The organism is Microcoleus sp. Pol12A5, assembly GCF_036701435.1.
Lineage (GTDB): Bacteria > Cyanobacteriota > Cyanobacteriia > Cyanobacteriales > Microcoleaceae > Microcoleus.
Genome location: NZ_JAUBQU010000082.1, coordinates 1 through 23,337 on the forward strand (window position 1 = coordinate 1; position 23,337 = coordinate 23,337).

A 23,337-nucleotide genomic window follows, 5' to 3' on the forward strand; every position below is an offset into this window, starting at 1 on the left:
CTCATTACCTAGCTATAACTGTTGCCTCGTTTACCTATCTTTACATACTTCAGTCTTTTCAGCCCGACCTACTTAATACCCCAATCCCCAATTTCTTTAAGAAGTCGGGGGATTTAATATAATTACTGATATATTCAAAAAATCTAGTTATTTGGGATCCCAAAATCTAGTAAATTTACGGTATATAATACCCCTAGGAAGCTTTAATCTTTATTGCAAGATGTTGTTTTGGTTAATTGCTACGGACGTGAAAAAAGTCACTGTTCTAGATGAAGCCTTTCAAAGCAGGAATATCTAATGAACATCCAAGATTAACTTACCGTTATCGTGGGAACATATTTAATATCCACATTAGCAGGAGAGCCTGTTATGGCAGCCACAATAGAAGGCACAATCAAAGTCAACGTCATCAAAGTTACAGAGCCCAACTTCGCTGGTGTCTACACCGGGGAATTTTCCTACGACGATACACATCTGACCAAAGTCGGCACGGAATCGATGACTGTCAATGGTGGAAATGGAGATAGACCCGGACTGCTATCTCTGAACTTTAGATTTTTGGACTTTGCTACAGGCTTAACTCCTTTCACCTATACGGCCAGTGATGGTTTCAACTTCCCAGATAATCCTGTTTTAGCTTTTGAGAACGGACTTCCAATTCAATTTGGCTTTCAAGTTGCTCCGGGAAATGGTGGCGGAGTTTGGGGCGGAAATAACGGATTTATGTTTGTAGATCGTGGTATATTTAAGTTCGTTTTGCGAAATGGAACTCTTGGAGGTGAGGGGCTAGTGACCTTAGAAATTAACGAATCTCCTCCTCCTCCCGTACAGGAGAACGCCTCCCCATTGACCTGATTGTTGGCCTTTTTGGGATTGGGTGCAGCTCACTTGTGGAGAAACCCAGAATTAATAATCTTTAACAACCTAACTTGAGAGGAATAGACAATGGCAGTAATAAATACTCCGTTTTTGGTAACAGGTGGCGAAACTAACAGACCACCTAGTAATGCTTTTAGTCCAAGTCAGCGTCAAATAAATATCCGTGCCCCCTTCTCGGTTCCCTCTGCGGATCAATGGACCAATCAAAAAGTATGGTTGCTGATTCCTGGTTTCACAGCACCCAGCGATTCTTTTGATGCAACTCTGGCGACAGCCATCTATGATGCTAACCCAAACGATACAGTTTTAGCCCTTGACTGGACGCAAGTGAGCGGCAGCCCAACAAATAATGTAGCAGCAGGGATCGCTATAGGAGACCTTTACAGGTCTGGTTCGTGGATTACTCCAGTAACAACAGCAGTCCGAAACAAACTTGTGGAGTGGGGAATGCCAGCCACAGCACTCAATATTGTTGGTCATAGTCTTGGAGCTCACCTTGCCAGCGAACTTGCCGCCAGTTTCAATACTACCTATGGGAGTCAAGTTGGTTCGGTTACAGCCCTTGACCCAGCATCAAATAGTTCGAAAATTGTCAGTCCCTACGATATTATTAATGGCTTCGATACAAACCTATCAAATGGATACCGAAGGAATGGAGGAATTGCAGACCCAATCGAACGCTTAGACTTTGGTGCTACGACTTCAAGAAGAAGTTTTAATGGCATCAGTAGTGTAGCAGGAAATGAAGCTCAAGCTGGAACTGCCAGGGAATCTTTCCTGTTTGACTTCGGCACCAATCCGCTTAGTCCCGTAGACCAAGCTGCTCAACACAACCGTGTCGTGACCGCGTACACAAAGTTGGTTAAAACTGATGCAGCCGACAATTCTCGTTTAGCCACAAATATTCTGGGTCTGACTGACACGCAGCCCGCTCATCAATTTCGACCAAACTTCTATAGAGGCGATTCTCTTAACTCTCTTCAAGTGCATGAAGGAGTGATTCCCGTTGATGCTCAAGATAATCCTTTGTTTCTGGTTGCTGCTAAGCTTAATGGCGGAACCAACGATCGCTTCATCTATGGGACTAACAGCAACGACGTATTAACAGGAACTGGTCTTTTTGGGACATATTACAACAACAACGGCAACCATACTTATTATCTTGGGGATGGGGACGATATTGTCTCTGCTGGCACAGGTAGTGACACCATTAATGGCGGGGCTGGAGATGACAACATTAATGCCGGAAATGGCAACAATACCATTCGCGGTGACGGGGGTAATGATGTTCTCACTGGTGGAAACGGCATTAATATCTTGTTTGGTGGTTTGGGGAACGACTCTCTCGGAGGTGGTGCGGGTCAGAACATATTAAAAGGTTCAGAAACCAACGGGCCATCTGGTGTTGAGGTAGATACTTTAATTGGCAACAGCGGTAACTCGGTTAACACATTTTATATTGGTGATAACACAACAAATTGGTACTCAGTCGGTGGTGGAAATGATTACGCCAAAATTGTTAACTTTGCAGAAACTGACGTGATTGTAGGTGGCGTCAATATTGAGGTGCAAAACGGCATCACTGAAACCTTTCTCTGGTCTGGAAGTGAATTGATTGCAAAGATTGACGGTCTCTGGGCTTCGGAACTACAGTTCCCTGTAAGGATTTAGAATTGACATCTCCCCGGTCTGGCAGAGGCGGCTGTGATTGGTTATACTTTGCACGGTCTATGACCGTGCTTTTTTACCAGTCCCAAGAATTGTAAAATTGCCACAAGCCGAAAAGAAAAGTAGTCTCGATCGCTAGCCGCCTAATCTGCCTGCCCGGTCATACTTACCGCTTTGCTCCGCGCTTCTATAATTTGACCTATCTCGCGCCCCAAGCTTGGTTGACGTTCAATCATCGTATTTACAGCATCTGAGTAGATGACAAGAACTTGCAAATCGTCAACGGCGACGATTGATACCGGACTCGGTTCCCCACTAAACAGTGCCATCTCGCCAAAAAACTCACCGCGCAAGATAGTCATTACCTCCAACTCCATGCCCAACTTGTTCGTGACTGTGACCTTAGCCTGACCCGAAATGATAATGTACAAAGCATTACCAGGCTCGCCCTGCCGGATGACTTTCTCTCCCGCACCAAACTTCTGTAAAATAGTTCCCTTAGTTAAGTCATCTAAATTTTTCGCTTCTCTAGCTAAAGGCATAAATCCGGGAATAGAGTGCAGGCTTTGGGCTAACTTACTTGAAGCGCTATCTGCCTTATCAGCAGCTTCCACAGCATAGGAGTATCGGTAGCGATATAGCGTCAGGTTGTTTCGCTGCGCTGCGTACCAGATTCGTGTCATAAATCGATCGAGTATCTGCTCCATATCCTCAAAGTTTTCGATAAAAAACTCCACCTCATAGATAATTGCAGTCTCATCATAGGATGTAGTTTTGCTCTCGGGTTCGGGTTCGGCTAATATTCCCTGTGTAGCCAAAGCTGTACTTAGTAGGACTTGCTTTACGAGGTTAGGGGGGCTATCGTAGGAAAAGCCAATATTGATACGTTGGTTGTAAATGCGTTCTGGTTGGCTGTAATTATGAATTATTTCTTTTCCAACAAATTGATGGGGAACGATAATCACCTGCCGCTGGAGAGTTAGGAGTCGAACAGAGCGCCAATTGATATCAACTACCTGCCCTTCGATATCTCCAATCCGCAACCAATCACCCACACTGAAGGGGCGTTCTAGAAGCAGCGCAATGCCCGACATGATGCTACCCAATGTGTCCTGAAGCGCCAAACCGATCACGATCGAACTCACGCCCAATCCCGTAGCAAGACCAGCCAAATCTGCACCCCACACCACCGCCAGTACGATCGCGCTTCCTACAAGCACCAAAAACAACCTAGAAAGGTCGATCAGCAGTTTGGGCATCCGTCCCCGCCATGTATTTGCCTCAGCTTCTTCAAACAAAATCACATTAAACAGCGAGAGAGAAGCGTAGATAACAGATATCCAAAACAGCGTTGCGACGAGCTTTGCAAAATTCCCGTCAACGTCAAGCCTTACGACATTCCTAATTAAAACCATCAGCATTAAGATGGGCAGGACGAGATTTTTTACAACCTGCAGCGTAGCTGCCAGCGGTCTACCCCGCCTTTGTAGATGATAAATAACCTCTCCTAGTAAAACGACTAGGAGTGGGAACCCTAATCCGACAATTACCGCCCAGGTTTGCCAGTCATTTGAAAAGCTTAAATTACTCATAAACTTCTTCCTCTCGAACACTTACGGTCAGCTTAGAAGTTTTGACTTGCCAAGCCACTAGCTTTTCTTTTCCAGGTTCTTGAATTTCACCAACCAGCTCAAAATCGTAGAGATCGTGGAGGCGCGAGCAGATGTCTTGAGAAACTAAGATTGTTCCAGGCGGACAAGCCGACTTCAATCTATTGGCAATATTTACAGTATCGCCCCAAACGTCGTAGAGCAATTTATTTTTACCAATCACCCCTGCAACCACATCTCCTGAATTGATGCCGATCCGCAGGTCTAGATGTAAGTCTTTTTCATAACTAAATCGGCGGACAAACGACAGCATTTCCAAAGCAAAATCTAGCGTGCGTTTGTCATGATCCAGACGTGGCATACCAAGCCCGCATACAGCCATGTAACCGTCACCAATAGTTTTAATCTTCTCTAGACCGTATTTTTCTGTCATTTCATCGAAGGCTGTTACCAGTTCATTAAGCAAGCTAACAACCTCTTGAGGGGACATTGATTGAGTCAGCTTGGTGAATTGGTGGAGGTCGGAAAACAAGACCGAGACATTAGAAACCTGCTCGGCAATTTCTCGATCGCCCTGTTTGAGGCGTTTGGCGATTGCGGGACTAAATATATTTAAGACTAATGCTTCATTTTCGCGATTTTTCTGTTCGATTAGTTGAGTTTCGGCACGAAGGCTGCCTATGGTTTGGTTAAATGACTTAGCTAAGTCTCCAAATTCATCTTGCGAACCCGATTTGACAACCGCGTCAAATTCCCCAGATCCCACCTGACGAGCGCTTTTGATTAAAGTATTGATGGGTTTGACAAAAATTGAGGTCAGCCCGATGGCAACAAGGGTGATTAGCGCCATGATTATAGTAGCTCCAATCACAACTTTTTTTTCAAACGAGTGAATTGAGGCATAGGCTTCAGAAACATCAATCTCCGCCAAGATAACCCACCTCAATCCATCAATCTCTAGTGGAGCATAAGAACTCAAAACTGGAATATTACGATAATCGTCGATCACCTGCGTACCCTGTTTTCCAAACAACGCTTCCTTCACTGCTTTTGTTTGCACTTCTTGTAGGAGAATTGTAGTATTGAACTCTTTGATTTTCTTGAGGGTCTTTTCATCAGTCCCGATCGAGCGTAGAGTTTTTGCATGACCTTCTGGGTCTTCAATCTGGAAACGAGACGCAGAGCGCATTAGATAATCCGACCCAACCAGATAAGTTTCTCCTGAATCGCCCAGACCATTTTTTTTCCAATTTTTGTTGCCAGTCATCACATTGTTAATTTTGTCAACGGGAAGCTGGAACGCCAAAACACCAAGAAATTCCGAGCCGTTAAAGATTGGGGCAGCGATAAAAGCCGCAGGCGCACTTCCAGAAGGGGTGTAGGGCTTAAAATCTACTAATTTCACATAGCCCGTTCCATTTGCTTGTCGGGCGGTGGCGACTGCGGATGCTAGGTTACTCTCGTTGTAGGGGCCGTTGGTGAAGTTTGTGGTAAAGTCAGCTTCTTTAAAAACCGTGTAGACAACAGTTCCTTCAGGATCGATCAAAAACATATCGTAGTAACCATATTTTTCAACTATATTGCGAAAAATAGGGTGGTAGCGGGCGTGAGCGCGGCTGTAAGCGCTGGCGTCACCTGGATTGTCAAGGAGAAGTTTTTTGCCCACGGGGTTGGGGTTAGCAGCGATGTAGTGGTACTGCAAGTAACGGGCAGCAGTTGTTTTTGGCGTGTAGGATGCCAGAACGGGGGAACCCTCGTTAGTTCGCGTTAGTTTAGTTAAAAATTCTGTCCGGTAGAAAATATCAATTTTTGCGTCAAAATCCGCTGGTACTGTTGATTGTTCAAGTTGGCGGTAGGCTGTCTTGAACTCCTGCATGGCACCGACTACTGTTAGGTCTTCACTTAAGGTTTGACTATGGTGGTAAAGGCTTTGAAAATAATCGTGGATTTGATCCGTTTTGGCTGCCCGAAGACTGGTTAATTGGTTGAAGACTTTTTCGGTCAGAATCGCTTTCCCACTGCTAGAGCATATATAGGTGCTGGCGAGCATAGCGCAAAGGCTGACTACCAGCAACATAACTATGAGTTTTGTCTTGATACTTAACTGCTTAAATAATTGCATAGGATTTTTTATGCTCTTCTTTGCCTTATTTATTTTAGGTCTAAGAAATTAAAAAGTAATCTCTCACCATTAGTATCGATCGCATTTCAGGAAACCAAAGCTTTTCTCCTCAAGAAATCGTCACACTTCTCGTATAAAAACAGACCTCAAGGTCATAAACAAGCTGGCATCAATTTATTTATTTGTGACCTCATCTTCCAAAGACTTATACTTCGATCCATCAGGCATAACAGCACCTTCGAGCAAAGCACCACTCAGGTCAGAAATGCTAACTTTAGCACCTTTGAGATTTGCACCACTTAGGTAGGCACTCTTCAGGTTAGCACCACTCAAACTAGCATATCTCAAATCTGCACCACTCAGGTTCGCATATCTCAAATCTGCACAAATTAAATTAGCATTACTAAGATTCGCACTACTAAGATTAGCCTGAGTCAAGCAAGCAAAACTCACTTTTGCATGACTTAAATTTGCACCGCTAAGTTTAACATGACTGATATTAGCATTATCTAAATTGGCATAACTCAAATTAGCATTACTCAAGTCGCTTTCCATCAAATTGGCTTTACTGAGATTGGCATGAGGGAGATTAATATCTACTAACTCCGCACCAGGAGCATCCAAACCTCTAAGAGAAACACCATCTTCATTTAAATCTTGGAGTGCCAGAATTCTGGCATAGCTAACTTTTACGTTGTGCGCTGCATCAACCGTACTCCAAGCTTGGTAGTGAAATTGCTTTCTGCGATCGGGTGCTTCCTTGATGAATAAAATTAAAGCAACGACAAGACTGAGAGAATCAACACTCTCCAAAACTTCTCCGATCAGGGAATTATCATCCGCCCACACATAAATTATGATGAACAGAATGGCTGAAAAACTAGCCACCAACCAGGCAGGTTGTGTCCAAAAATTATCAATAAATTTTTCTAAAATTCCTTTGAGAACTTCACCCAATCGCTGAACGAATGATTTACCCTGAAATTGCTGATAACTATCAGTTATTTTCGACAGCATTTTTTGGATAATTTTACCATCTAACTGAATAGATACTAAAGGCTTTTTCTCTTCCTCGGTTGGTGGTGCGATCGGCCTAGATTCGTTCAGTAATTGTGTCTGTGATTCTTGTGGCTGATAGTGGATGACATCTTTTTGATCTGCGACTACATTTGGTGAAGAATCTGCACCTGCGCCTTTTAACATCAAACCTGTAATTGTTCTGTAGGCATCTGTCCACGCCCGCTTGACTTCGGGAGTCCAATCTTCTTGGAGATACTGCTCAAAAGCCATCAGCAGTGCGTCTCCAACTGGCCCATAATATTTGGGAATTACCCCATAGCCGATGTGTCTGCCTCCCAAGGCCTTGAGCACTGGCTCTAAAGCTTCTGGAGAGCGGAGATTTTCTACTACCAATACCAAAGCATTTATGAGCTTTTTTTGTTGCTTTTCTAAATCGATATTAGCAAATAGTGGTTGAAATTCAGGGTGAGCAATGAAGAGGTTTTGGTAGAAGGTAACGGCAAATTCATTAGCACGAGGTTTGATTTTGTCAAAACTGCTTTCCAGTACCTCTACGGCTAATTTTGGCTCTTTTTCTGGGACTAATTCTAGTTGGTAATTAGCTGCTATACTTATCTGTTTATCGGGAATAATCTCTGTTTCTAATTGAACTTCTTCAGGTGTCGTTTGTACCCCTGCGCCTTTTAACATCAAAGCAGTAATTGCTCTGTAGGCATCTGTCCACGCCAGCTTTACTTCGGTTGTCCAATCTTGCTGGAGAGACTGCTCAAAAGCACTTAGTAGTGCGTCTCCAACTGGGCCGTAATATTTGGGAATTACTCCATAACCGATGTGTCTGCCTCCCAGTGCGTTGAGAACTGGTCCTAAAGCCTCTGGAGAACGGAGATTTTCTACTACTAAAACCAGAGCACTTATGAGCTTTTTCTGTTGCTTTGCCATATCAGTTTTGGCAAACAGGGGTTTCAACTCTGGGTGAGTTGTAAACAATTTTTCGTAGAAGCTAGCGGCAAATTCATCAGCACGAGGTTTGATTTTCTCGAAACTTTGCTCTAAAAGTTCAACATTTAAAGACATATTTTTGTTTCTCTCTTGAAAGTTGACCCTCCCTTGTCTAAAGACAGGGTTTTTTAACTATCCGGCTCTGATGAATGCTTTTGATAGAGTGTTTGGAAACTGAGAGTTTGTTTGCTGACGCTAGGGCTAGATATTACAAACTTAAATTTTCCAACTCTTTGCACAGGGTAGCCATAAACTCCTCTGCATCGTTGATGCCCATTTCTCCTAAAGCTTTCCACTCTTCACTGGTGTAATCTAAATCGAGTCCCATCACGTCTTGAGTCCAATAGGGCAAATTAGATGGGTTTTCCATTAGCTCACAGGTTATTTTTAAGATGTCTGTTCCGGTCGTCTTTTGTCTAGCTTTTGTCGCCAAGCAAAAGGAGAGCAATTTGGCTAAATTACTTTTTGGTGGGATGGCTATTAGAAATGCCATGTTTTGTGCGAGTACAAACTTGTCTAACTTCATTGGTGTATTTTTCTTGGTTAATCTTTAGGAATATCTGAAAGCAAACTTGCCCCCCGATGCACCGAGGTTTCCGAAACCAGATAGGAAATGTTGCCATTACTATTATCTGGTTCTCCTACATCCATACTTTTGGGGATAGCAGCAAGTTGGATACCCTCTTTGTAGAACCGTTGCCGAATCATCCGGATCGCGTCAGAATGGACTGTCCAAAAATCCTCTTTGTTCACCCACCCGTCGGCTTTCAGACTGATGTAATAGTCCTCAATACTCCACACTTGAGTGCTGGGGGCTGGAGCTGCTAAAACTTTGGGATGCGATTTGAGAATTTCTACGAGCAATTGCTCTACCTTACCCAAGTCTTCCTCAAAGCCAATCCGCAAGCAGTGTGTAAATTTGCGAGTGTCACTGTGACTCAGGTTTTCGATAGTGTCGCCCCAAACCGTGTTGTTGGGAACGTTAAACATCTGACCGTCAAGGCCTTTGATTTTCGTGTTAGCTAAGGTGATGGACTCTACCCATCCCCAAAGTTCGCCGAGTTTGATTTCGTCACCGACATCGAAGGGCTTGTATGCCATAATCATCAAGCCGCTGGCTATGTTGCCCAGGTTGCTTTGCAGGGCGAAGGCCAAAATGAAACTCAAACCCCCAACCAGGGCTAAAACTGGACCGAGGCTGACTTCCAGCGCTGTCAGGGCCACTAGAAACCCGACTACAACTCCGCCGCGCTTGACAAGCATCACGATAAATTGGCGCATGATTCTCGATGTGCCGCCGAATAGCTTCATCAGTCGGTAGAGGATCGCGCCGAGGATTTGAGAGACAACGATGGAGACAATCACAATCCCAACGAACTTCCCTGTATTACCCACCCAGCGCATGCCACCTTCTTCAGCTTTTGCCCAAGCCAGAAGCCGCACGCCCAAACCTTGGGTATCTTTGGTATCTATGTCGATACTCATAACTGCTTGAGTGTACTGGCGGTAGGGCTTGGGATCGCCACCTTTTTTCTCCAGTTCTTCTAAAATGGCGTTAAACCGATCGTCGATCGCCGTTAGCTGCGACTGGAGTTCGGTAACAGTGACTACGAGTTGGTTCTTTGCTGCAGAATCCGCATCGGTACTCTTTTGCAAATTTTCGGTCGTTTTTTTGAGTTCCTGTTCTTTTTGTTGGAGGTTCTGTTGGTTGTTGACGACTCCTGGGGAACCAGCAACTTTCTCTTCCCCGTTGTTTTTAATTTCGGTGTTTTCAACGGCGGCTGTGGCGTTTTCTCGATCCTGGGATGATTGTCCTGTTGCAGTAGCCCCAATATCTTTGAGGAGTTGTTTGAGGGCTTCGTCGGCTTCTTCTAGCTGCTGGGTGGCTTCCTGGTATTCCGGTGACTCGGGCTCGGCACCTTTTTGAGCTTCTTGGGCGGACTCGAAGGCTTTGATTGCTGCTTCTAGTTTTTCGATCGTTTTGGTGGCCTCAGAATAAGCTAGAGATCCGGCAACGGTCTTATCTCGATCGGCTTTTATTTTATCGAGAGTTTGTTTGGCTGTTTCTAAGTCGCCGGTTTTTTGAGCTTTTTCCAGCGTCTTATTCGATGTCTCGTCTTGTTTTAATTCGGCTTTGGTTGTTTTCGATTTCTCGACTGCTGACTGGGCTTTTTTGAGGCTTTCTTTGGCTTCTTCTACCTTTTTCGTTCCTTCTTCATATTGCCGTGAACCAGGGGCAGCACCTTTTTGAGCTTGCTCGGCCGCTTCGAGGGCTTTTTTGGCTTTTTCTAAGGCATCAACGCCTTCTTGTTGTTGGCTGATGGCTTGATTCTGGCGCTTGATGGTAACTTCGGCTTCGCTGATTTCGTGAGCTTTTTTTTGGAGTACAAGCATCCACGCTGCTGCCTCGTTTCGGAGTTCTTCGAGGGTGAGCGGCTTAACGAGGATTTTCAGTTCATCAACGGGAATATTAAGGTCTTTGGTAGTGGTTGCTGCTTTGGGGTCGGCTGGTTTCTCTGGTTCAACTTGTTCAAGCTTTGGAGTATTGGCATCGGGAGTTTGCTCTTGCTCTTGCTCTTGCGATCGCACTGGAGTCGTCCATACCACGGCAACACAAACGACTGCTGTCAGGATAATTGCTCGAATTTTATAACGTGACATTTGCTACAATCTCCCGATTTTGATATCTAACAAGTTCATTCCAGAACTATGTTTTTAAATAAAATAATGGAGGAACAGTGGAGAAAAGTAATCTATAAATTGCTCCTCTCTTGAACTTGGAAGTAACAGAAGTTTTATAAATTCTGTTACTTCCATTAATATCAACTGTGGGCGATCGCCACTTATGCTCCCACTGGAGATGCACTAGCAGATACGACGTTCAGGTTAGCAACTAACCCATAGGTTGATACGTACTCTTCTAACTCTGCTAAATCGACAGTGCCATTTTTATCGCTATCAAGAATGTTGAACAGATAATCAGTGACGTAGCTTCTAACTTCTTCGGAGCTGCGTTCACCGGTTGTCATATCTTCGATGAGCCCTAACAACTCCGTAATTTCGGCTCGATCGAGCGACTGACTTCCATCCGTATCCAATTGCAGGAAAAGCTTTTTGATATCTTCTGTTGCCACTCTCGAAGAACGCAGTGTTTCTCTCAGTATGTCATTGCCAAATGAATTCATGAACAATATCTGTTCGACGAGGGGTATGCAGAAGAACCCCAGCGCTGCCCAAAAAACTGCATACCTTACGGCTAACGGATTTGCAGTTGCACTAACTCCGATGAAAAGAGCCGCCCAAAGGAAAAAGTTGGGATTCACAAGCAGGATATAAGCATCCCGAGCTTCTGCCTTGCTTAGCTTGCCCTTTGTCACTATTGAGGTTAATGTAGCTACTACGCGCATCGAGACAAATACCAAAGTTGCAATTGCCAATTGTTGCAGACAAGCTAGCGATCGCGCTGTATCCGTTGAGGAAAATATATCGCTGAGGAATGTTGCCGGAGTAAACTGAAACCCGGTTGCCAAAGCCATGAATGCAACAGCCAGCACACCGATAAATTTCCAGTTTTTACTGTGGTGGTTTGATTCTACAGGAGATTTGTCGCGCCAAAACTGGGCGATCGCACCCGGTATTGCCAGACCTACAATTAGAATGACACCGAAAAAGATCAGGCTGTCAACGTTAATGGGTAAATTGGCAATCTTCAATGTAGCCAGAAGCGCCAGTGGAGCAACGATTGATAGCGTTCTTGACAAAAGAGCCGACGGATAAAGATTACCGCCCCAAAGCACGGATAAAACTGGGGAAGTAAGGGCTGGCGGAACCATCCAAAATAGAACCCACAAAACTTTGTACAGATCCGCTTCAGTCTGATACAAGAGGCCAGAAAATATTAAAAATAACCCAACTGCCCATCGCACTGCCATCCACCCGTAAACTAGATACTTCACAGTAGAGGTTACTTTGCGTTTACTCGCTGCAAAGTCAATGTCTAGGTAGGTATAAAACGTTGAGGCGGCAAGACACGCAACGATTATTGCTCGAAATAGGACTGATGGAATCCCTGCTTCTGAGGTGCTGATTGCCCTTGCCAAGCTTCCCAGCAAGAAGGCGGCGGCATAGATCAAAATCGCCCACATAATTGAAAGATCGTTGATCTCTTTACGCAGGGAAGCAGCACCGCCGGATTCCTTATCGCGAAACTTGACGAGATCCACACCGCTGAGAGCTTTACCATTGGGGAGTTTCAGGTGTTTATAAGCTGTCGGCGGCAGACCGCTTAAATAAAGTGCTAGAGGCTCCAATACATATTGGTGGCACACTACTAGAACTGTTTCTCCGCGTTCCAAGTGCGGTACTATTTTGTCTTCGTAGAAACGGGCAGCGCGATAATAAACTTGGGCAATCTTTTCGCCAGCCGGGGGTGCTTCGTTGTGCGAGTGCAACATTTCCTCGAAGCCTTCGTAGCCCAGTGCTAGACGCAGCAAATTTAGGTTGCGACCTGCAAAAATGCCAAAGGATTTTTCGCTAATTCGATGATCTATCTCAACGGGGGTACTTGGCGACTTTAGTGCTTGACTTTCAGCAAGGGCGATTTCACAGGTTTGCCGTGCGCGCCTCATGTGGGAGACATATACTGCGTCAAACTTTGTACCTTTTTTCTTCAGGTCAACACCTGCACGGCGTGCCTGCAACCGGCCAAAGGATGTGAGGTCAACATCCAGAACTCCTGCAAAAATGTTGCGTTCGTTACTGGTACTTTCACCGTGCCGAATAAAGTAGACACGTCCTAGCTGTTCTGCATTGAATTCTTTTGGTGAAGCCGCAGAAGTTGTTGTAGCTGCATCGTGGAATTTACTTGTAACTTCGATCGATCCGTTGTCGGTACTTTCTACCTGGTCATCTAAGTTTCTAGTGTTCATTATTTACTTTCACTACGCCTTAAACAGGATTTAGATTCTTTTCCACAATTGAAGTTTCAGACTTTTAAGTCAGACGAGTTAACGACCAAAGCACTCTGCTACGAAAGTAATGTCTTGAACCGTGCAGAGTATAGTCTGAGCCAAACTCCTCGGACTTTAGTAAGACTCACTAATTCATCAGGAGCGATCGCACAATAGACAACATGAAGACTACCCAAATCTTCAAAGGATCTAAAACAAAATTTTAGAAAAAAAGCCCAGCTCGCTCTTTCCCTCGCCAACCAAAAGATTCTTGAGATCGACACCAGCTTAAGAGCGAGTTTAGGGGATCGATCGTGAATCTAACTAATAAGTTTTGTACAAAACCTGGCCTGTCACTTGGAGAAATATCCATTTTGCGCCTACATGACAGCTAAAAAGATTATGCTAGAATCCATCAATACGCAGTCGTAGGTTGGGCACGGGCCGAGAAGAGCAATCTTCTTGCAGTCTAGGGGAGGTTGTAGGTCAGCCACCATTTGGGTCTTCCCAGTTGAAAGCCATCCTGCAACATGAGCCTGGAATCTGCAACCGCAGCCGAGTGCGGCAGATAGGTTGGGAGTGTCGCGCTAGAATAAGCAGTACGAGTTAACACTCGAACACAAACGCTCGTTGTGCGAGCGTGACCTCGAAACGGGCACATAGCAGCAGGTGATGGGAATAAATCATGTTTGAACGCTTCACAGAAAAAGCAATAAAAGTAATCATGTTGGCCCAGGAAGAAGCTCGCCGCCTGGGTCACAACTTCGTAGGGACAGAACAGATCCTCCTGGGTCTGATCGGAGAAGGAACCGGGGTTGCAGCGAAAGTCCTCAAATCAATGGGCGTCAACCTGAAAGACGCGCGCATTGAAGTGGAAAAAATCATCGGGCGCGGTTCCGGCTTCGTAGCAGTAGAAATTCCGTTCACCCCCCGCGCCAAGCGGGTTCTAGAACTATCCCTTGAAGAAGCTCGTCAACTCGGACACAACTACATCGGCACTGAACACCTGCTGCTGGGCTTGATCCGCGAAGGTGAAGGAGTAGCGGCTAGAGTCTTAGAAAATCTGGGAGTAGACTTGTCGAAAGTCCGCACCCAAGTAATTCGGATGCTGGGAGAAACCGCAGAAGTCGCAGCCACTGGCGGCGGCGCTCGCACCAAAACCCCAACCCTCGACGAATTTGGAGCCAACCTGACTCAAATGGCGGTCGATGGCAAACTAGACCCAGTAGTCGGACGCCAAAAAGAAATCGAACGGGTAATTCAAATCCTCGGTCGCCGCACCAAAAACAACCCGGTGCTAATCGGCGAACCCGGAGTCGGCAAAACCGCGATCGCCGAAGGTCTGGCCCAGCGAATTGCTAACAACGACATCCCAGACATCCTCGAAGAAAAGCGCGTTGTTACCCTCGACATCGGCTTGCTGGTTGCGGGGACGAAATACCGGGGCGAATTTGAAGAACGCCTCAAAAAAATCATGGACGAAATCCGCACAGCGGGTAACGTGATTTTGGTGATTGACGAAGTGCACACTTTGATCGGTGCAGGTGCGGCTGAAGGGGCGATCGACGCCGCCAACATTCTCAAGCCGGCTTTGGCAAGAGGCGAGCTCCAGTGCATCGGCGCTACCACCCTCGACGAGTATCGCAAGCACATCGAGCGCGATGCAGCCTTAGAACGGCGCTTCCAGCCCGTCATGGTCGGCGAACCCACCGTTGACGAGACGATCGAGATTCTCTTCGGCTTGCGGGAACGCTACGAACAGCACCACAAGCTGAAAATCTTGGATACAGCCCTCGAAGCTGCAGCCAAACTCTCTCACCGATACATCTCCGATCGCTTCCTCCCAGACAAAGCAATTGACTTGGTAGACGAAGCTGGTTCTAGAGTCCGCTTGATAAACTCCCAACTGCCCCCCGCAGCCAAAGAACTTGACAAAGAACTCCGCCAAGTCCTCAAAGATAAAGACGAAGCGGTGCGTTCTCAAGACTTTGACAAAGCCGGCGAATTGCGCGATCGGGAAATGACCATCAAAGCCGAAATTCGCGCTATTTCCCAAGCCAAAAAAACCGACTCGGCCCGCACCGGCGAAACCGACCCATCGCCAGTAGTCAGCGAAGAAGACATTGCTCAAATCGTGGCAAGCTGGACGGGCGTCCCGGTAAACAAACTGACCGAATCCGAATCCGAAAAGCTGCTGCACATGGAAGATACCTTGCACCAGCGCTTGATCGGGCAGGAAGAAGCAGTGAAAGCCGTTTCCCGCGCCATCCGTCGTGCGCGGGTAGGCTTGAAAAATCCCAATCGCCCGATCGCCAGTTTCATCTTCTCCGGGCCTACCGGCGTCGGCAAAACCGAACTCACCAAAGCCCTAGCCGGCTACTTCTTCGGTTCCGAAGACGCCATGATTCGGCTGGATATGTCCGAGTACATGGAACGGCACACCGTCTCCAAACTCATCGGTTCTCCTCCAGGCTACGTCGGCTACAACGAAGGCGGCCAACTCACAGAAGCAGTCCGCCGCCGTCCTTACACAGTCGTTCTGTTCGACGAAATCGAAAAAGCCCACCCCGATGTCTTCAATATGCTGTTGCAAATATTGGAAGACGGCCGCTTAACAGATGCCAAAGGTCGCACCGTGGACTTCAAAAACACGCTGCTGATTATGACCTCAAACATCGGTTCTAAGGTGATTGAAAAAGGTGGCGGCGGTCTCGGTTTCGAGTTCAGCGACAACCAAGCCGATGCTAATTACAACCGCATTCGTTCTTTGGTTAACGAAGAACTCAAAAACTACTTCCGCCCCGAATTCCTCAACCGACTCGACGAAATTATCGTCTTCCGCCAGTTGAACAAGGAAGAAGTCAAAGAAATCGCGGTCATCATGCTCAAAGAAGTGTTCGGTCGTTTGACAGAACAGGGAATCACTCTGGAAGTGACCGAAAAATTCAAAGAACGGCTGGTAGAAGAAGGCTACAACCCCAGCTATGGAGCCCGACCCCTGCGCCGCGCCATCATGCGCTTGCTGGAAGACAGCTTGGCTGAGGAAATCCTTTCTGGCCGCATCAAAGACGGCGACACCGCTGTTGTGGATGTGGGCGAGGACGGAATTGTTAAGGTGCTGCAAGGTCAAAAGCGGGAATTGCTGCCCCAAGGCGCTGAGTAAGTTTGAGTAAGTGCGATCGCGAGTTAAGTTTGGAAATAACCAATCTCGCAGTCGCAAACAACTCAAAATCCTCACATAAAAAAGGTAGAGAATTTAAATTCTCTGCCTTTTTTATGAGTTAATACCAAGAGGAGAGTTATGGCATAAATCTTTGATTGATAGGGAAACCACAGATGCAACGCAGATACAACGCAGATGCTTTTCAATATTGTTTGCGACTGCCTGCACTGCACGTCTAGTAATTAACAGTGACAGACTTCAAGGGTAAGCTGTACTGCCTTTAAATTGTATGTTTTGGGCTGGTTCGCGTGTCCAGCCAGCTCATGGTTTGATTATTTCTGGAGATGCAATTTAAATGCTGAGCGAGCTTAATTAGATAATTAGTGGCAACTATTTAGCGAGGAATTTCATGACATCTGAAAAAAACAAGTTGGGTACACAAGTAGCAGAAAATCTGCCTGAAAGCTGGTGGCAGAAAGCGTGGAAGTCGCAGCGAGAAAATCTTCAGATAGTGATTATTGCTTTGAGTTTAGCAATAGTGATTCGAGCCTTGGTCGCCGAACCGCGCTACATACCCTCAGATTCTATGGTACCCACTTTGCACGTGGGCGATCGGGTCGTAGTCGAAAAAATCTCCTACTACCTCGAACCTCCAAAAACTGGCGACATCGTAGTATTTGCCCCTCCCGAAAAGTTGCAAGAACAAGGCTTTACCCAAGACCAAGCATTCATCAAGCGGATAATTGGCTTACCGGGTCAAACCGTCGCCGTTAAAAAAGGTTTAGTTTATCTCAACGATAAACCCCTCGACGAAAAATATATTGCCGAACCTCCTAAATACCAGTGGGGGCCTTATCGCGTCCCAGAAAATGAATACTTTGTGATGGGAGACAACCGCAACAACAGCAACGACTCCAGCAGGTGGGGATTTTTACCTAAGCAGAACATCATCGGCCGCGCTGTCGTGCGATTTTGGCCTCTAGAACGCATCGGTCAAGTTTGAAGTCAGTTGACAGTTGACCGTTGTCATCGCCAGCCCAATGCCCAATGCCCAATGCCCATCCCTTATGCTGTACGGAAATTTCTACTTATTCTTGTGCCTTAAGGGGTAGGGACTTCCTCCGGCAACTGATAAAATGGTAGAAAAAGCAGAGGGATTTCTCACCTCGATCAAAATTAGTTGAATATTAAAAATTTAGGGAAGCTATGGGATTTTTTGATTCAGAAATTGTTCAGCAAGAAGCCAAGCTATTGTTTGAAGACTATCAATCTCTCATCAAACTAGGTGGCAGTTACGGCAAATTCGATCGCGAAGGCAAGAAAATGTTCATCGCTCAGATGGAATCGATGATGGAGCGCTACCGTATTTTTATGAAGCGCTTTGAGCTTTCTGAGGACTTCATGGCTCAGATGACTGTAGAGCAGTTAAAAACACAGCTCAATCAATTTGGTATCACGCCCCAGCAGATGTTTGAGCAAATGAACTCAACGCTGGAGCGGATGAAATCTGAGCTGGAAAAACAATCATAGTGAGCAGAAGGAAGAAGGAAGAAGGAAGAAAAAGAAAGTATTCCCAATGCCCAATGCCCAGTGCCTAATGCCCAATATGCCCAGTGCCTAATGCCCAATGACTAATGACTGATAATTAAGGCCGTTCAAAAGATGAAGCAGGTTTGAAACTTTCTGCGGGAACGCCTTCCAAAGCTTGGCTCATAAAATCACGCCAAACAGGGGCGACAATAGTACCGCCAGTAGCACCGTAGCTCATCGGTCTGTAATTGTCGTTGCCCATCCAAACAGCCACCGACAACTGCGGCACGTAACCTACAAACCAGATATCCCGTTCTGAGGAAGTTGTACCAGTTTTCCCAGCAGCCGGTCGCCCAAGTTGAGCAGCCCTTGCCGTTCCGTTGTTAATTACCCCTTGCAGGGCGCTGTTGACAGATGCCGCCGCCCAGGAATTGAGAACTAATTTGGGTTTGGGCGTATTGTCGAGCAAGACGTTGCCGCTGCTGTCAGTGACTTGCACGATAAACGTGGTGTCAGAATGCCAGCCGTTGTTGGCGAAGGTAGCAAAAGCTCCAGCCATTTCTAAAGGAGTCAAGTCAACGGCACCCAATGGCAAAGAAATCACCGGTTCCATCGGACTTCTGATGCCGAGTACGCGGCAAATCTCAATCACTTTATTCAATCCAACTTCTTGGCCAAGCTTGACGGCGGGAATGTTGAGAGAGACTTCCAAAGCTCTGCGGATGCTGACTGCACCGGAGAAGCCGCCGCCGTAGTTTTGAGGGTAGTAGTAGCCGTCGCCGTCGCGGTAGCCGACAGGGGAGTCGTACACAACTGAATCCGGGCCGTATTTGCCGCTAGCAAAGGCAGCGTAGTAGACAAAAGGCTTAAAAGAAGATCCTGGCTGGCGGCGTGCTTGAATGGCGCGGTTGAACTGACTCTTTTCGTAATCGACGCCGCCCACCATTGCTTTGACGAAGTGGGTGCGGGGATCGACGGCGGCTAGGGCAATTTGACCTTCCTCGCGATCGTAAAACAGCCCTTGGTAGTAAAGCCGATTGTGCCAGGCTTTGACGGTTTCTTCGGCTATGCGCTGCATTTTGAGGTCGATCGTGGTTTGAACGCGCATTCCTCCCTTAACCACGGCATCTCGCCCGAAACGCCTTGTCAGTTCTTGGACTACGGCTTGTGTTACGTAAGGAACTTGAGAGCCGCCAAAAGAGGTAATTTTGCCTAGCTTAATTTTTTCCTGGCGGGCAGCAATCTCTTGGGCGGGCGTAATCCATTTAAGATCCTTCATGCGGCCTAAAACGATTGTTTGCCGCTCTTTTGCCAACTTGTAATTGACGAAAGGACTGTATTCTTCGGGGGCAGAGATTAAGCCGGCCAGCATGGCTGCTTCTGAAAGAGTCAAATTACTTGCTGACTTGTTGAAATAGCTTCGAGAGGCTGTCTCTACGCCATACAAGTTGTGACCTAAGTAGATTTGATTCAGGTATAGTTGCAGAATTTGGTCTTTGTTGAGAATTTGCTCCAAGCGGATAGACATTACCGCTTCAGCTACCTTGCGACTAAATTTTGACTGGGGAGAAAGAAACAGGTTCTTGACTAGCTGCATAGTCATAGTCGAGCCCCCTTCCACGGTTCTACCTTTCTCTAGGTTGACTAGAAGAGCTCGGGCTATCCCGCCAGGGTTGATGCCTTTGTGGGTGAAAAAGTTGCTATCTTCGATCGCCAGAACAGCTCGTTTCAGGTTGGGGGAGATTTGGTCGAGGGGTACGACATCCCGGTTGGCTTCGTCGTGGATGCTGGCTAGCGGCTTGCCGTTGATGTCGTAAATGTGGGTAGTTTCTGTGGGAGAGTAGGTTTGCAAGATGCGAACATCTGGCAAATTGCGGAAGCTGATCGCTAAGCCAACCAGTCCGCCAGCGACTACGGAACTGGCAAGCATTGTCATGCTGAGTATGGTTCCGGCGGTCACTTTACTGACTGACTGAACAAACTCAAATACGGGGGCTGAGTTTTCCGTGTTATTGCGGACTGCGTTGGTTGACACGTGGATTTCACTTCCTCACTCGATTTGGGGTTTAAGACTTTTAATTTTAGATGCGAACCCGAAAGACTGTCAGTCGATTTTAGATTTTAGATTTTAAATTTTAGATTTATTCCACAGATGAATCTGGGGGTTTGAACAAGAGTCTAAAATTTGGGGATCTCCACGACTGTTGTCGGGGGCTGGTATCCGTTTTTGGGCGGGGTCAGCTAATGAAAGCCGGTCAGCTTTGGGATTATAGTAGCTTGATAGTTATGTTTTTATGCGTCAACCAGTGAGTGTAACTAATTCTGCTGCACTTTGGCAAAACTATGATGAACGATCGCTTCCCGATGATAACTCCTAACCTTTCAGCGCTTTACCGCGGCGTCAGCGAGATTTTTCCAGATCGACCTGATTCTAGCAACCCTGACGAAAATTTAGCCCAACTGCTGGCAAAAGTCGATCGACCGTTGCGCGTCAAACTGGGAATTGACCCGACAGGGAGTGACATTCACCTGGGACACAGCATTTGCGTCCGCAAGCTGCGGGCTTTTCAAGATGCCGGTCACACAGCGGTACTGGTCATCGGAGATTTTACCGCAAGAATTGGCGATCCGACAGGGAAATCAGAGGCGCGCAGCCAGTTGACAGCCGAACAAGTGGCGGAAAATGCCAAGACTTATTTAGACCAAGTGCGTCCGATTCTAGATTTTGACACACCCGGACGTTTGGAAATTCGCTACAACTCCGAGTGGTTGTCGAAATTGGATTTGGCGAAGATTTTGGAACTGCTGAGGACGATGACGGTGCAGCAGATGCTTGCTAAAGAGGGATTTGATAATCGGATGCAGCAGGAAAACGCGATTTATCTGCATGAGTTTCTGTATCCGCTAATGCAGGGTTACGATTCAGTGGCTTTGGAAGCTGATGTTGAGTTGGGGGGAACCGACCAAAAGTTTAATATTGCGGTGGGGAGAGATTTGCAGCGGCATTTTGGGATGAAACCGCAGTTTGGTTTGCTGATGCCGATTTTGATCGGCACTGACGGCGTACAAAAGATGTCGAAATCTTTGGGCAATTATGTAGGTTTGTCGGAAGACCCGCTGACTATGTATTCTAAGTTGGAGAAAATTGCTGATAGTTCGATCGCCCAATATTTTGAACTCTTGACAGATTTGCCACTTAATGAATTGCCAGAAAATCCGCGAGAAAAACAGAAACTTTTGGCTGTGGATGTGGTGCGCCAATATCGCGGTTCGGAAGCAGCGGATCGCGCACAACAAGATGCAATGGCACTGGTTAAAGGTGCGGCGGGACAAGCTGATGCAGTGCCCGAGTTTTCCTTGGCAAGTGTGCAGTTTCCGGCTAAGTTGTTTTATATTCTGAGTGCTAGCGGGCTTTGTAAAAGCAGCGGTGATGCGCGGAAGTTGATGCAGGGCGGTGGGGTGAAGTTGGAGGGCGATCGAGTTTCTGATGTTAATCTTACTTTTGAATCACCGGCTGATTTATGCGGTAAGGTTTTGCAGGTTGGGAAGAATAAGTTTGTGCGATTGGTGTCTTGAATCTATTTTTTTACCGCAGATGAAGGCTGATGAATGCTGATGAACGCTGATAATCGAATTATTGTTGCTTTGGATGTTTCGAGTCAAGAAGAGGCGATCGCACTCCTCGACAAACTGCCGCAAGTATCTTTCTGGAAAGTGGGTTTGGAATTGTTTGTGAGTTCCGGTCCGGGGATTTTGGAAATTTTAAAACAGCGGGAAAAGCGGATTTTTCTCGATTTGAAGTTTCACGATATCCCGAATACTGTAGCTGGTGCTTGTCGGGCTGCTGCTAAGTATAATGTGGATTTATTGACTATCCATTCTACTTGTGGTAAAGATGCTTTGAAAGTGGCACAGTTGGCTTTGACTGAAGGGGCGGCTGTGGATAAACCCAGTCCTAAGTTGATTGCAATTACTCTGTTGACGAGTTTGAATTCGCGACAGTTGGCTTTTGAGTTGAAAATACCTTTGGAGTTGCCGGAATATGCTTTGCATATGGCATTGTTGGCTAAGGAAACGGGTTTAGCTGGGGCTGTTTGTTCTCCGCAAGAAGTGGAACAGTTAAGAATGAGTTGCGGGGATGATTTTCTGTTAGTTTGTCCCGGTGTGCGTCCGAAATGGGCCGATGGAGGGGATCAAAAACGATCGATGACTCCAAAGGCTGCTTTGAAAGCTGGTGCGGATTATCTGGTGATTGGGCGGCCAATTACTGCTGCGCCCGATCCAGTGGCGGCTTTTACCCGTATTTGTGAAGAGTTGGAGTAACAATAGAAATGTTGTTTTTTACAGCCGATAAAAGCCGATGAACGCCAATAAAATTTTATCTGCGTTTATCTGTGTTTATCTGCTGATATCTGCGGTTGCAACTCCGACTTTTGCAGTTGATTTTATGACAAATCATACTAACAGTATCAATGCCAGTCGGTATGGTTTGTTAGTGCGATCGCCCTGTGCCGCTGATTTAGAAACTTTGGTCGATCGCCTGTTGCAAGATTTGCCTAGTTATGCTAATCGCGTAATTGTGCGATCGCACTTTTCTCCTAACAAAAACACACCGTCCGGTTACGCGCTGCCTCAAATAATTTTAGCCGGCCGGCCGGAGTTTGAACCGCTACCTTTAAATTTTGAAGATGCACTTCCTGAAAATGCCAGTCAAGTTTTCATTACTACTTTGGAACGGCAGTATCGCGGGGGACAACGAGTTGAAATTGAGCAATATCATTGGCTGTTTTTAAATCAAACGGAGAACGGCTGGGAGTTGGCAAAAATTGTTTCTCGGTTTGGTAATGGGGCGGATATTCGTCCTTTATTTGAGCAAGATAGCGAGAAAAGCGCAATTGCTGAGGCTATCCGTTTGTGGTTGCGAGATTGTCAGGCAAAAAATAAGTTGTCCCGCAACTAAATTGTATTTTTGGGCGGGCGAGACGCCCAACCCCTACTCCCCACATGAAATAATTTTTATTGTGGAACAGGCATCTTGCCTGTTCCTGACAGAAAATAATTTTATTGTGGAACAGGCATCTTGCGGTTGGTTGTTGGTTGGGGTCTAATTAACAGTCTGGATGGGAGTGGCTTCATGTCTTTTGTTAGTTCTAACCCTTGGGTTGGAGTGCCGATGGTTGTAGGACTTATACCTGTGTCATTACTTTTACCTCTTTTTTTAATAACACCTTTTTTATAATATCTAGTATAATGTCCGCTGTTAATAAATCATGAGGTGGAAATAGATAAGTTGGAAATTCCGAAGATGTTTGACCTTCTAAATTAGGAAATACTCAATTCTAAATCAAAGGATAACCCGTCAAAAGTACATTGTGACCTAAGAATTTATCTTCATGG

At 46.2% G+C, this 23,337-nt stretch carries 15 protein-coding genes; 8 read left to right on the forward strand and 7 right to left on the reverse strand.

Translation table 11 applies throughout. The annotated features are described in order from the left end of the window. Positions 1-369: 369 nt before the first annotated feature. Entirely contained in the window at positions 370-855 is a 486-nt protein-coding gene (locus tag QUA45_RS19895; RefSeq protein ID WP_333221930.1) for a hypothetical protein, read from the forward strand. A 90-nt stretch (positions 856-945) separates the two neighbouring features. Beyond that, positions 946-2,550, forward strand: a complete 1,605-nt coding sequence (locus tag QUA45_RS19900; protein ID WP_333098664.1) for a hypothetical protein — start codon at positions 946-948, stop codon at positions 2,548-2,550. Between the two features lie 140 nt (positions 2,551-2,690). Here the strand turns inward: QUA45_RS19900 and QUA45_RS19905 are convergent, their stop codons facing one another. The 6 genes from QUA45_RS19905 to QUA45_RS19930 all read right to left on the reverse strand — a co-directional run bounded on the left by QUA45_RS19905 (position 2,691) and on the right by QUA45_RS19930 (position 13,226). After that, the gene (locus QUA45_RS19905) at positions 2,691-4,139 is read right to left on the reverse strand and encodes a mechanosensitive ion channel family protein (RefSeq protein ID WP_333221931.1); all 1,449 of its coding nucleotides are present in this window, start codon (positions 4,137-4,139) and stop codon (positions 2,691-2,693) included. After that, positions 4,132-6,279, reverse strand: coding sequence for an adenylate/guanylate cyclase domain-containing protein (locus QUA45_RS19910; RefSeq protein ID WP_333221932.1), 2,148 nt, complete (start codon positions 6,277-6,279; stop codon positions 4,132-4,134). The genes QUA45_RS19905 and QUA45_RS19910 overlap by 8 nt, the downstream gene beginning before the upstream one ends. A 174-nt stretch (positions 6,280-6,453) precedes the next feature. Beyond that, a complete protein-coding gene (locus tag QUA45_RS19915) occupies positions 6,454-8,373 on the reverse strand; it encodes a pentapeptide repeat-containing protein (protein ID WP_333221933.1) in 1,920 nt (639 codons plus the stop codon). Between the two features lie 133 nt (positions 8,374-8,506). Beyond that, complete coding sequence (locus tag QUA45_RS19920) at positions 8,507-8,824, reverse strand: hypothetical protein (protein WP_333221934.1); 318 nt, start codon at positions 8,822-8,824, stop codon at positions 8,507-8,509. A gap of 17 nt (positions 8,825-8,841) precedes the next feature. Further along, entirely contained in the window at positions 8,842-10,959 is a 2,118-nt protein-coding gene (locus tag QUA45_RS19925; RefSeq protein WP_333221935.1) for a mechanosensitive ion channel domain-containing protein, read from the reverse strand. Positions 10,960-11,141: 182 nt separating this feature from the next. Beyond that, entirely contained in the window at positions 11,142-13,226 is a 2,085-nt protein-coding gene (locus tag QUA45_RS19930; protein ID WP_333098328.1) for a histidine phosphatase family protein, read from the reverse strand. A 706-nt stretch (positions 13,227-13,932) separates the two neighbouring features. Here QUA45_RS19930 and QUA45_RS19935 point away from each other — a divergent pair. The 3 genes from QUA45_RS19935 (at position 13,933) to QUA45_RS19945 (ending at position 17,940) form a co-directional block, all read left to right on the forward strand. After that, positions 13,933-16,410: an ATP-dependent Clp protease ATP-binding subunit gene (locus tag QUA45_RS19935; RefSeq protein ID WP_333098327.1), complete on the forward strand. Its 2,478-nt coding sequence runs from the start codon at positions 13,933-13,935 to the stop codon at positions 16,408-16,410. Positions 16,411-16,819: 409 nt separating this feature from the next. Continuing rightward, complete coding sequence (lepB, locus tag QUA45_RS19940) at positions 16,820-17,413, forward strand: signal peptidase I (protein WP_333221936.1); 594 nt, start codon at positions 16,820-16,822, stop codon at positions 17,411-17,413. A gap of 203 nt (positions 17,414-17,616) precedes the next feature. After that, positions 17,617-17,940, forward strand: coding sequence for a DUF1825 family protein (locus QUA45_RS19945; protein ID WP_015176373.1), 324 nt, complete (start codon positions 17,617-17,619; stop codon positions 17,938-17,940). A gap of 115 nt (positions 17,941-18,055) precedes the next feature. Here QUA45_RS19945 and QUA45_RS19950 read toward each other — a convergent pair whose 3' ends face one another. Continuing rightward, positions 18,056-19,975: a transglycosylase domain-containing protein gene (locus QUA45_RS19950; RefSeq protein ID WP_333098325.1), complete on the reverse strand. Its 1,920-nt coding sequence runs from the start codon at positions 19,973-19,975 to the stop codon at positions 18,056-18,058. Between the two features lie 308 nt (positions 19,976-20,283). On the opposite strand from QUA45_RS19950, the gene tyrS reads away from it, so the two are divergent. The 3 genes from tyrS to QUA45_RS19965 are packed head-to-tail and all read left to right on the forward strand — an operon-like array spanning position 20,284 to position 22,900. Beyond that, complete coding sequence (gene tyrS / locus QUA45_RS19955) at positions 20,284-21,516, forward strand: tyrosine--tRNA ligase (protein WP_333221937.1); 1,233 nt, start codon at positions 20,284-20,286, stop codon at positions 21,514-21,516. Between the two features lie 39 nt (positions 21,517-21,555). Then, complete coding sequence (pyrF, locus tag QUA45_RS19960; protein WP_333221938.1) at positions 21,556-22,263, forward strand: orotidine-5'-phosphate decarboxylase; 708 nt, start codon at positions 21,556-21,558, stop codon at positions 22,261-22,263. A gap of 37 nt (positions 22,264-22,300) precedes the next feature. Then, on the forward strand, positions 22,301-22,900 hold the full coding sequence (locus QUA45_RS19965; protein WP_333098320.1) for a hypothetical protein: 600 nt from the start codon (positions 22,301-22,303) through the stop codon (positions 22,898-22,900). The last annotated feature ends 437 nt before the right edge of the window (positions 22,901-23,337 follow it).

Excerpts from the sequence above, each read along its gene's own strand:
- QUA45_RS19945 (WP_015176373.1), top strand. The coding sequence starts at position 17,617 with ATGGGATTTTTTGATTCAGAAATTGTTCAGCAAGAAGCCAAGCTATTG.
- QUA45_RS19920 (WP_333221934.1), bottom strand. The coding sequence starts at position 8,824 with ATGAAGTTAGACAAGTTTGTACTCGCACAAAACATGGCATTTCTAATA.
- QUA45_RS19905 (WP_333221931.1), bottom strand. The coding sequence starts at position 4,139 with ATGAGTAATTTAAGCTTTTCAAATGACTGGCAAACCTGGGCGGTAATT.
- QUA45_RS19925 (WP_333221935.1), bottom strand. The coding sequence starts at position 10,959 with ATGTCACGTTATAAAATTCGAGCAATTATCCTGACAGCAGTCGTTTGT.
- QUA45_RS19915 (WP_333221933.1), bottom strand. The coding sequence starts at position 8,373 with ATGTCTTTAAATGTTGAACTTTTAGAGCAAAGTTTCGAGAAAATCAAA.
- lepB (WP_333221936.1), top strand. The coding sequence starts at position 16,820 with ATGACATCTGAAAAAAACAAGTTGGGTACACAAGTAGCAGAAAATCTG.
- QUA45_RS19910 (WP_333221932.1), bottom strand. The coding sequence starts at position 6,279 with ATGCAATTATTTAAGCAGTTAAGTATCAAGACAAAACTCATAGTTATG.
- QUA45_RS19965 (WP_333098320.1), top strand. The coding sequence starts at position 22,301 with ATGAACGCCAATAAAATTTTATCTGCGTTTATCTGTGTTTATCTGCTG.
- QUA45_RS19935 (WP_333098327.1), top strand. The coding sequence starts at position 13,933 with ATGTTTGAACGCTTCACAGAAAAAGCAATAAAAGTAATCATGTTGGCC.
- QUA45_RS19895 (WP_333221930.1), top strand. The coding sequence starts at position 370 with ATGGCAGCCACAATAGAAGGCACAATCAAAGTCAACGTCATCAAAGTT.
- pyrF (WP_333221938.1), top strand. The coding sequence starts at position 21,556 with ATGAACGCTGATAATCGAATTATTGTTGCTTTGGATGTTTCGAGTCAA.
- tyrS (WP_333221937.1), top strand. The coding sequence starts at position 20,284 with ATGATGAACGATCGCTTCCCGATGATAACTCCTAACCTTTCAGCGCTT.
- QUA45_RS19930 (WP_333098328.1), bottom strand. The coding sequence starts at position 13,226 with ATGAACACTAGAAACTTAGATGACCAGGTAGAAAGTACCGACAACGGA.
- QUA45_RS19900 (WP_333098664.1), top strand. The coding sequence starts at position 946 with ATGGCAGTAATAAATACTCCGTTTTTGGTAACAGGTGGCGAAACTAAC.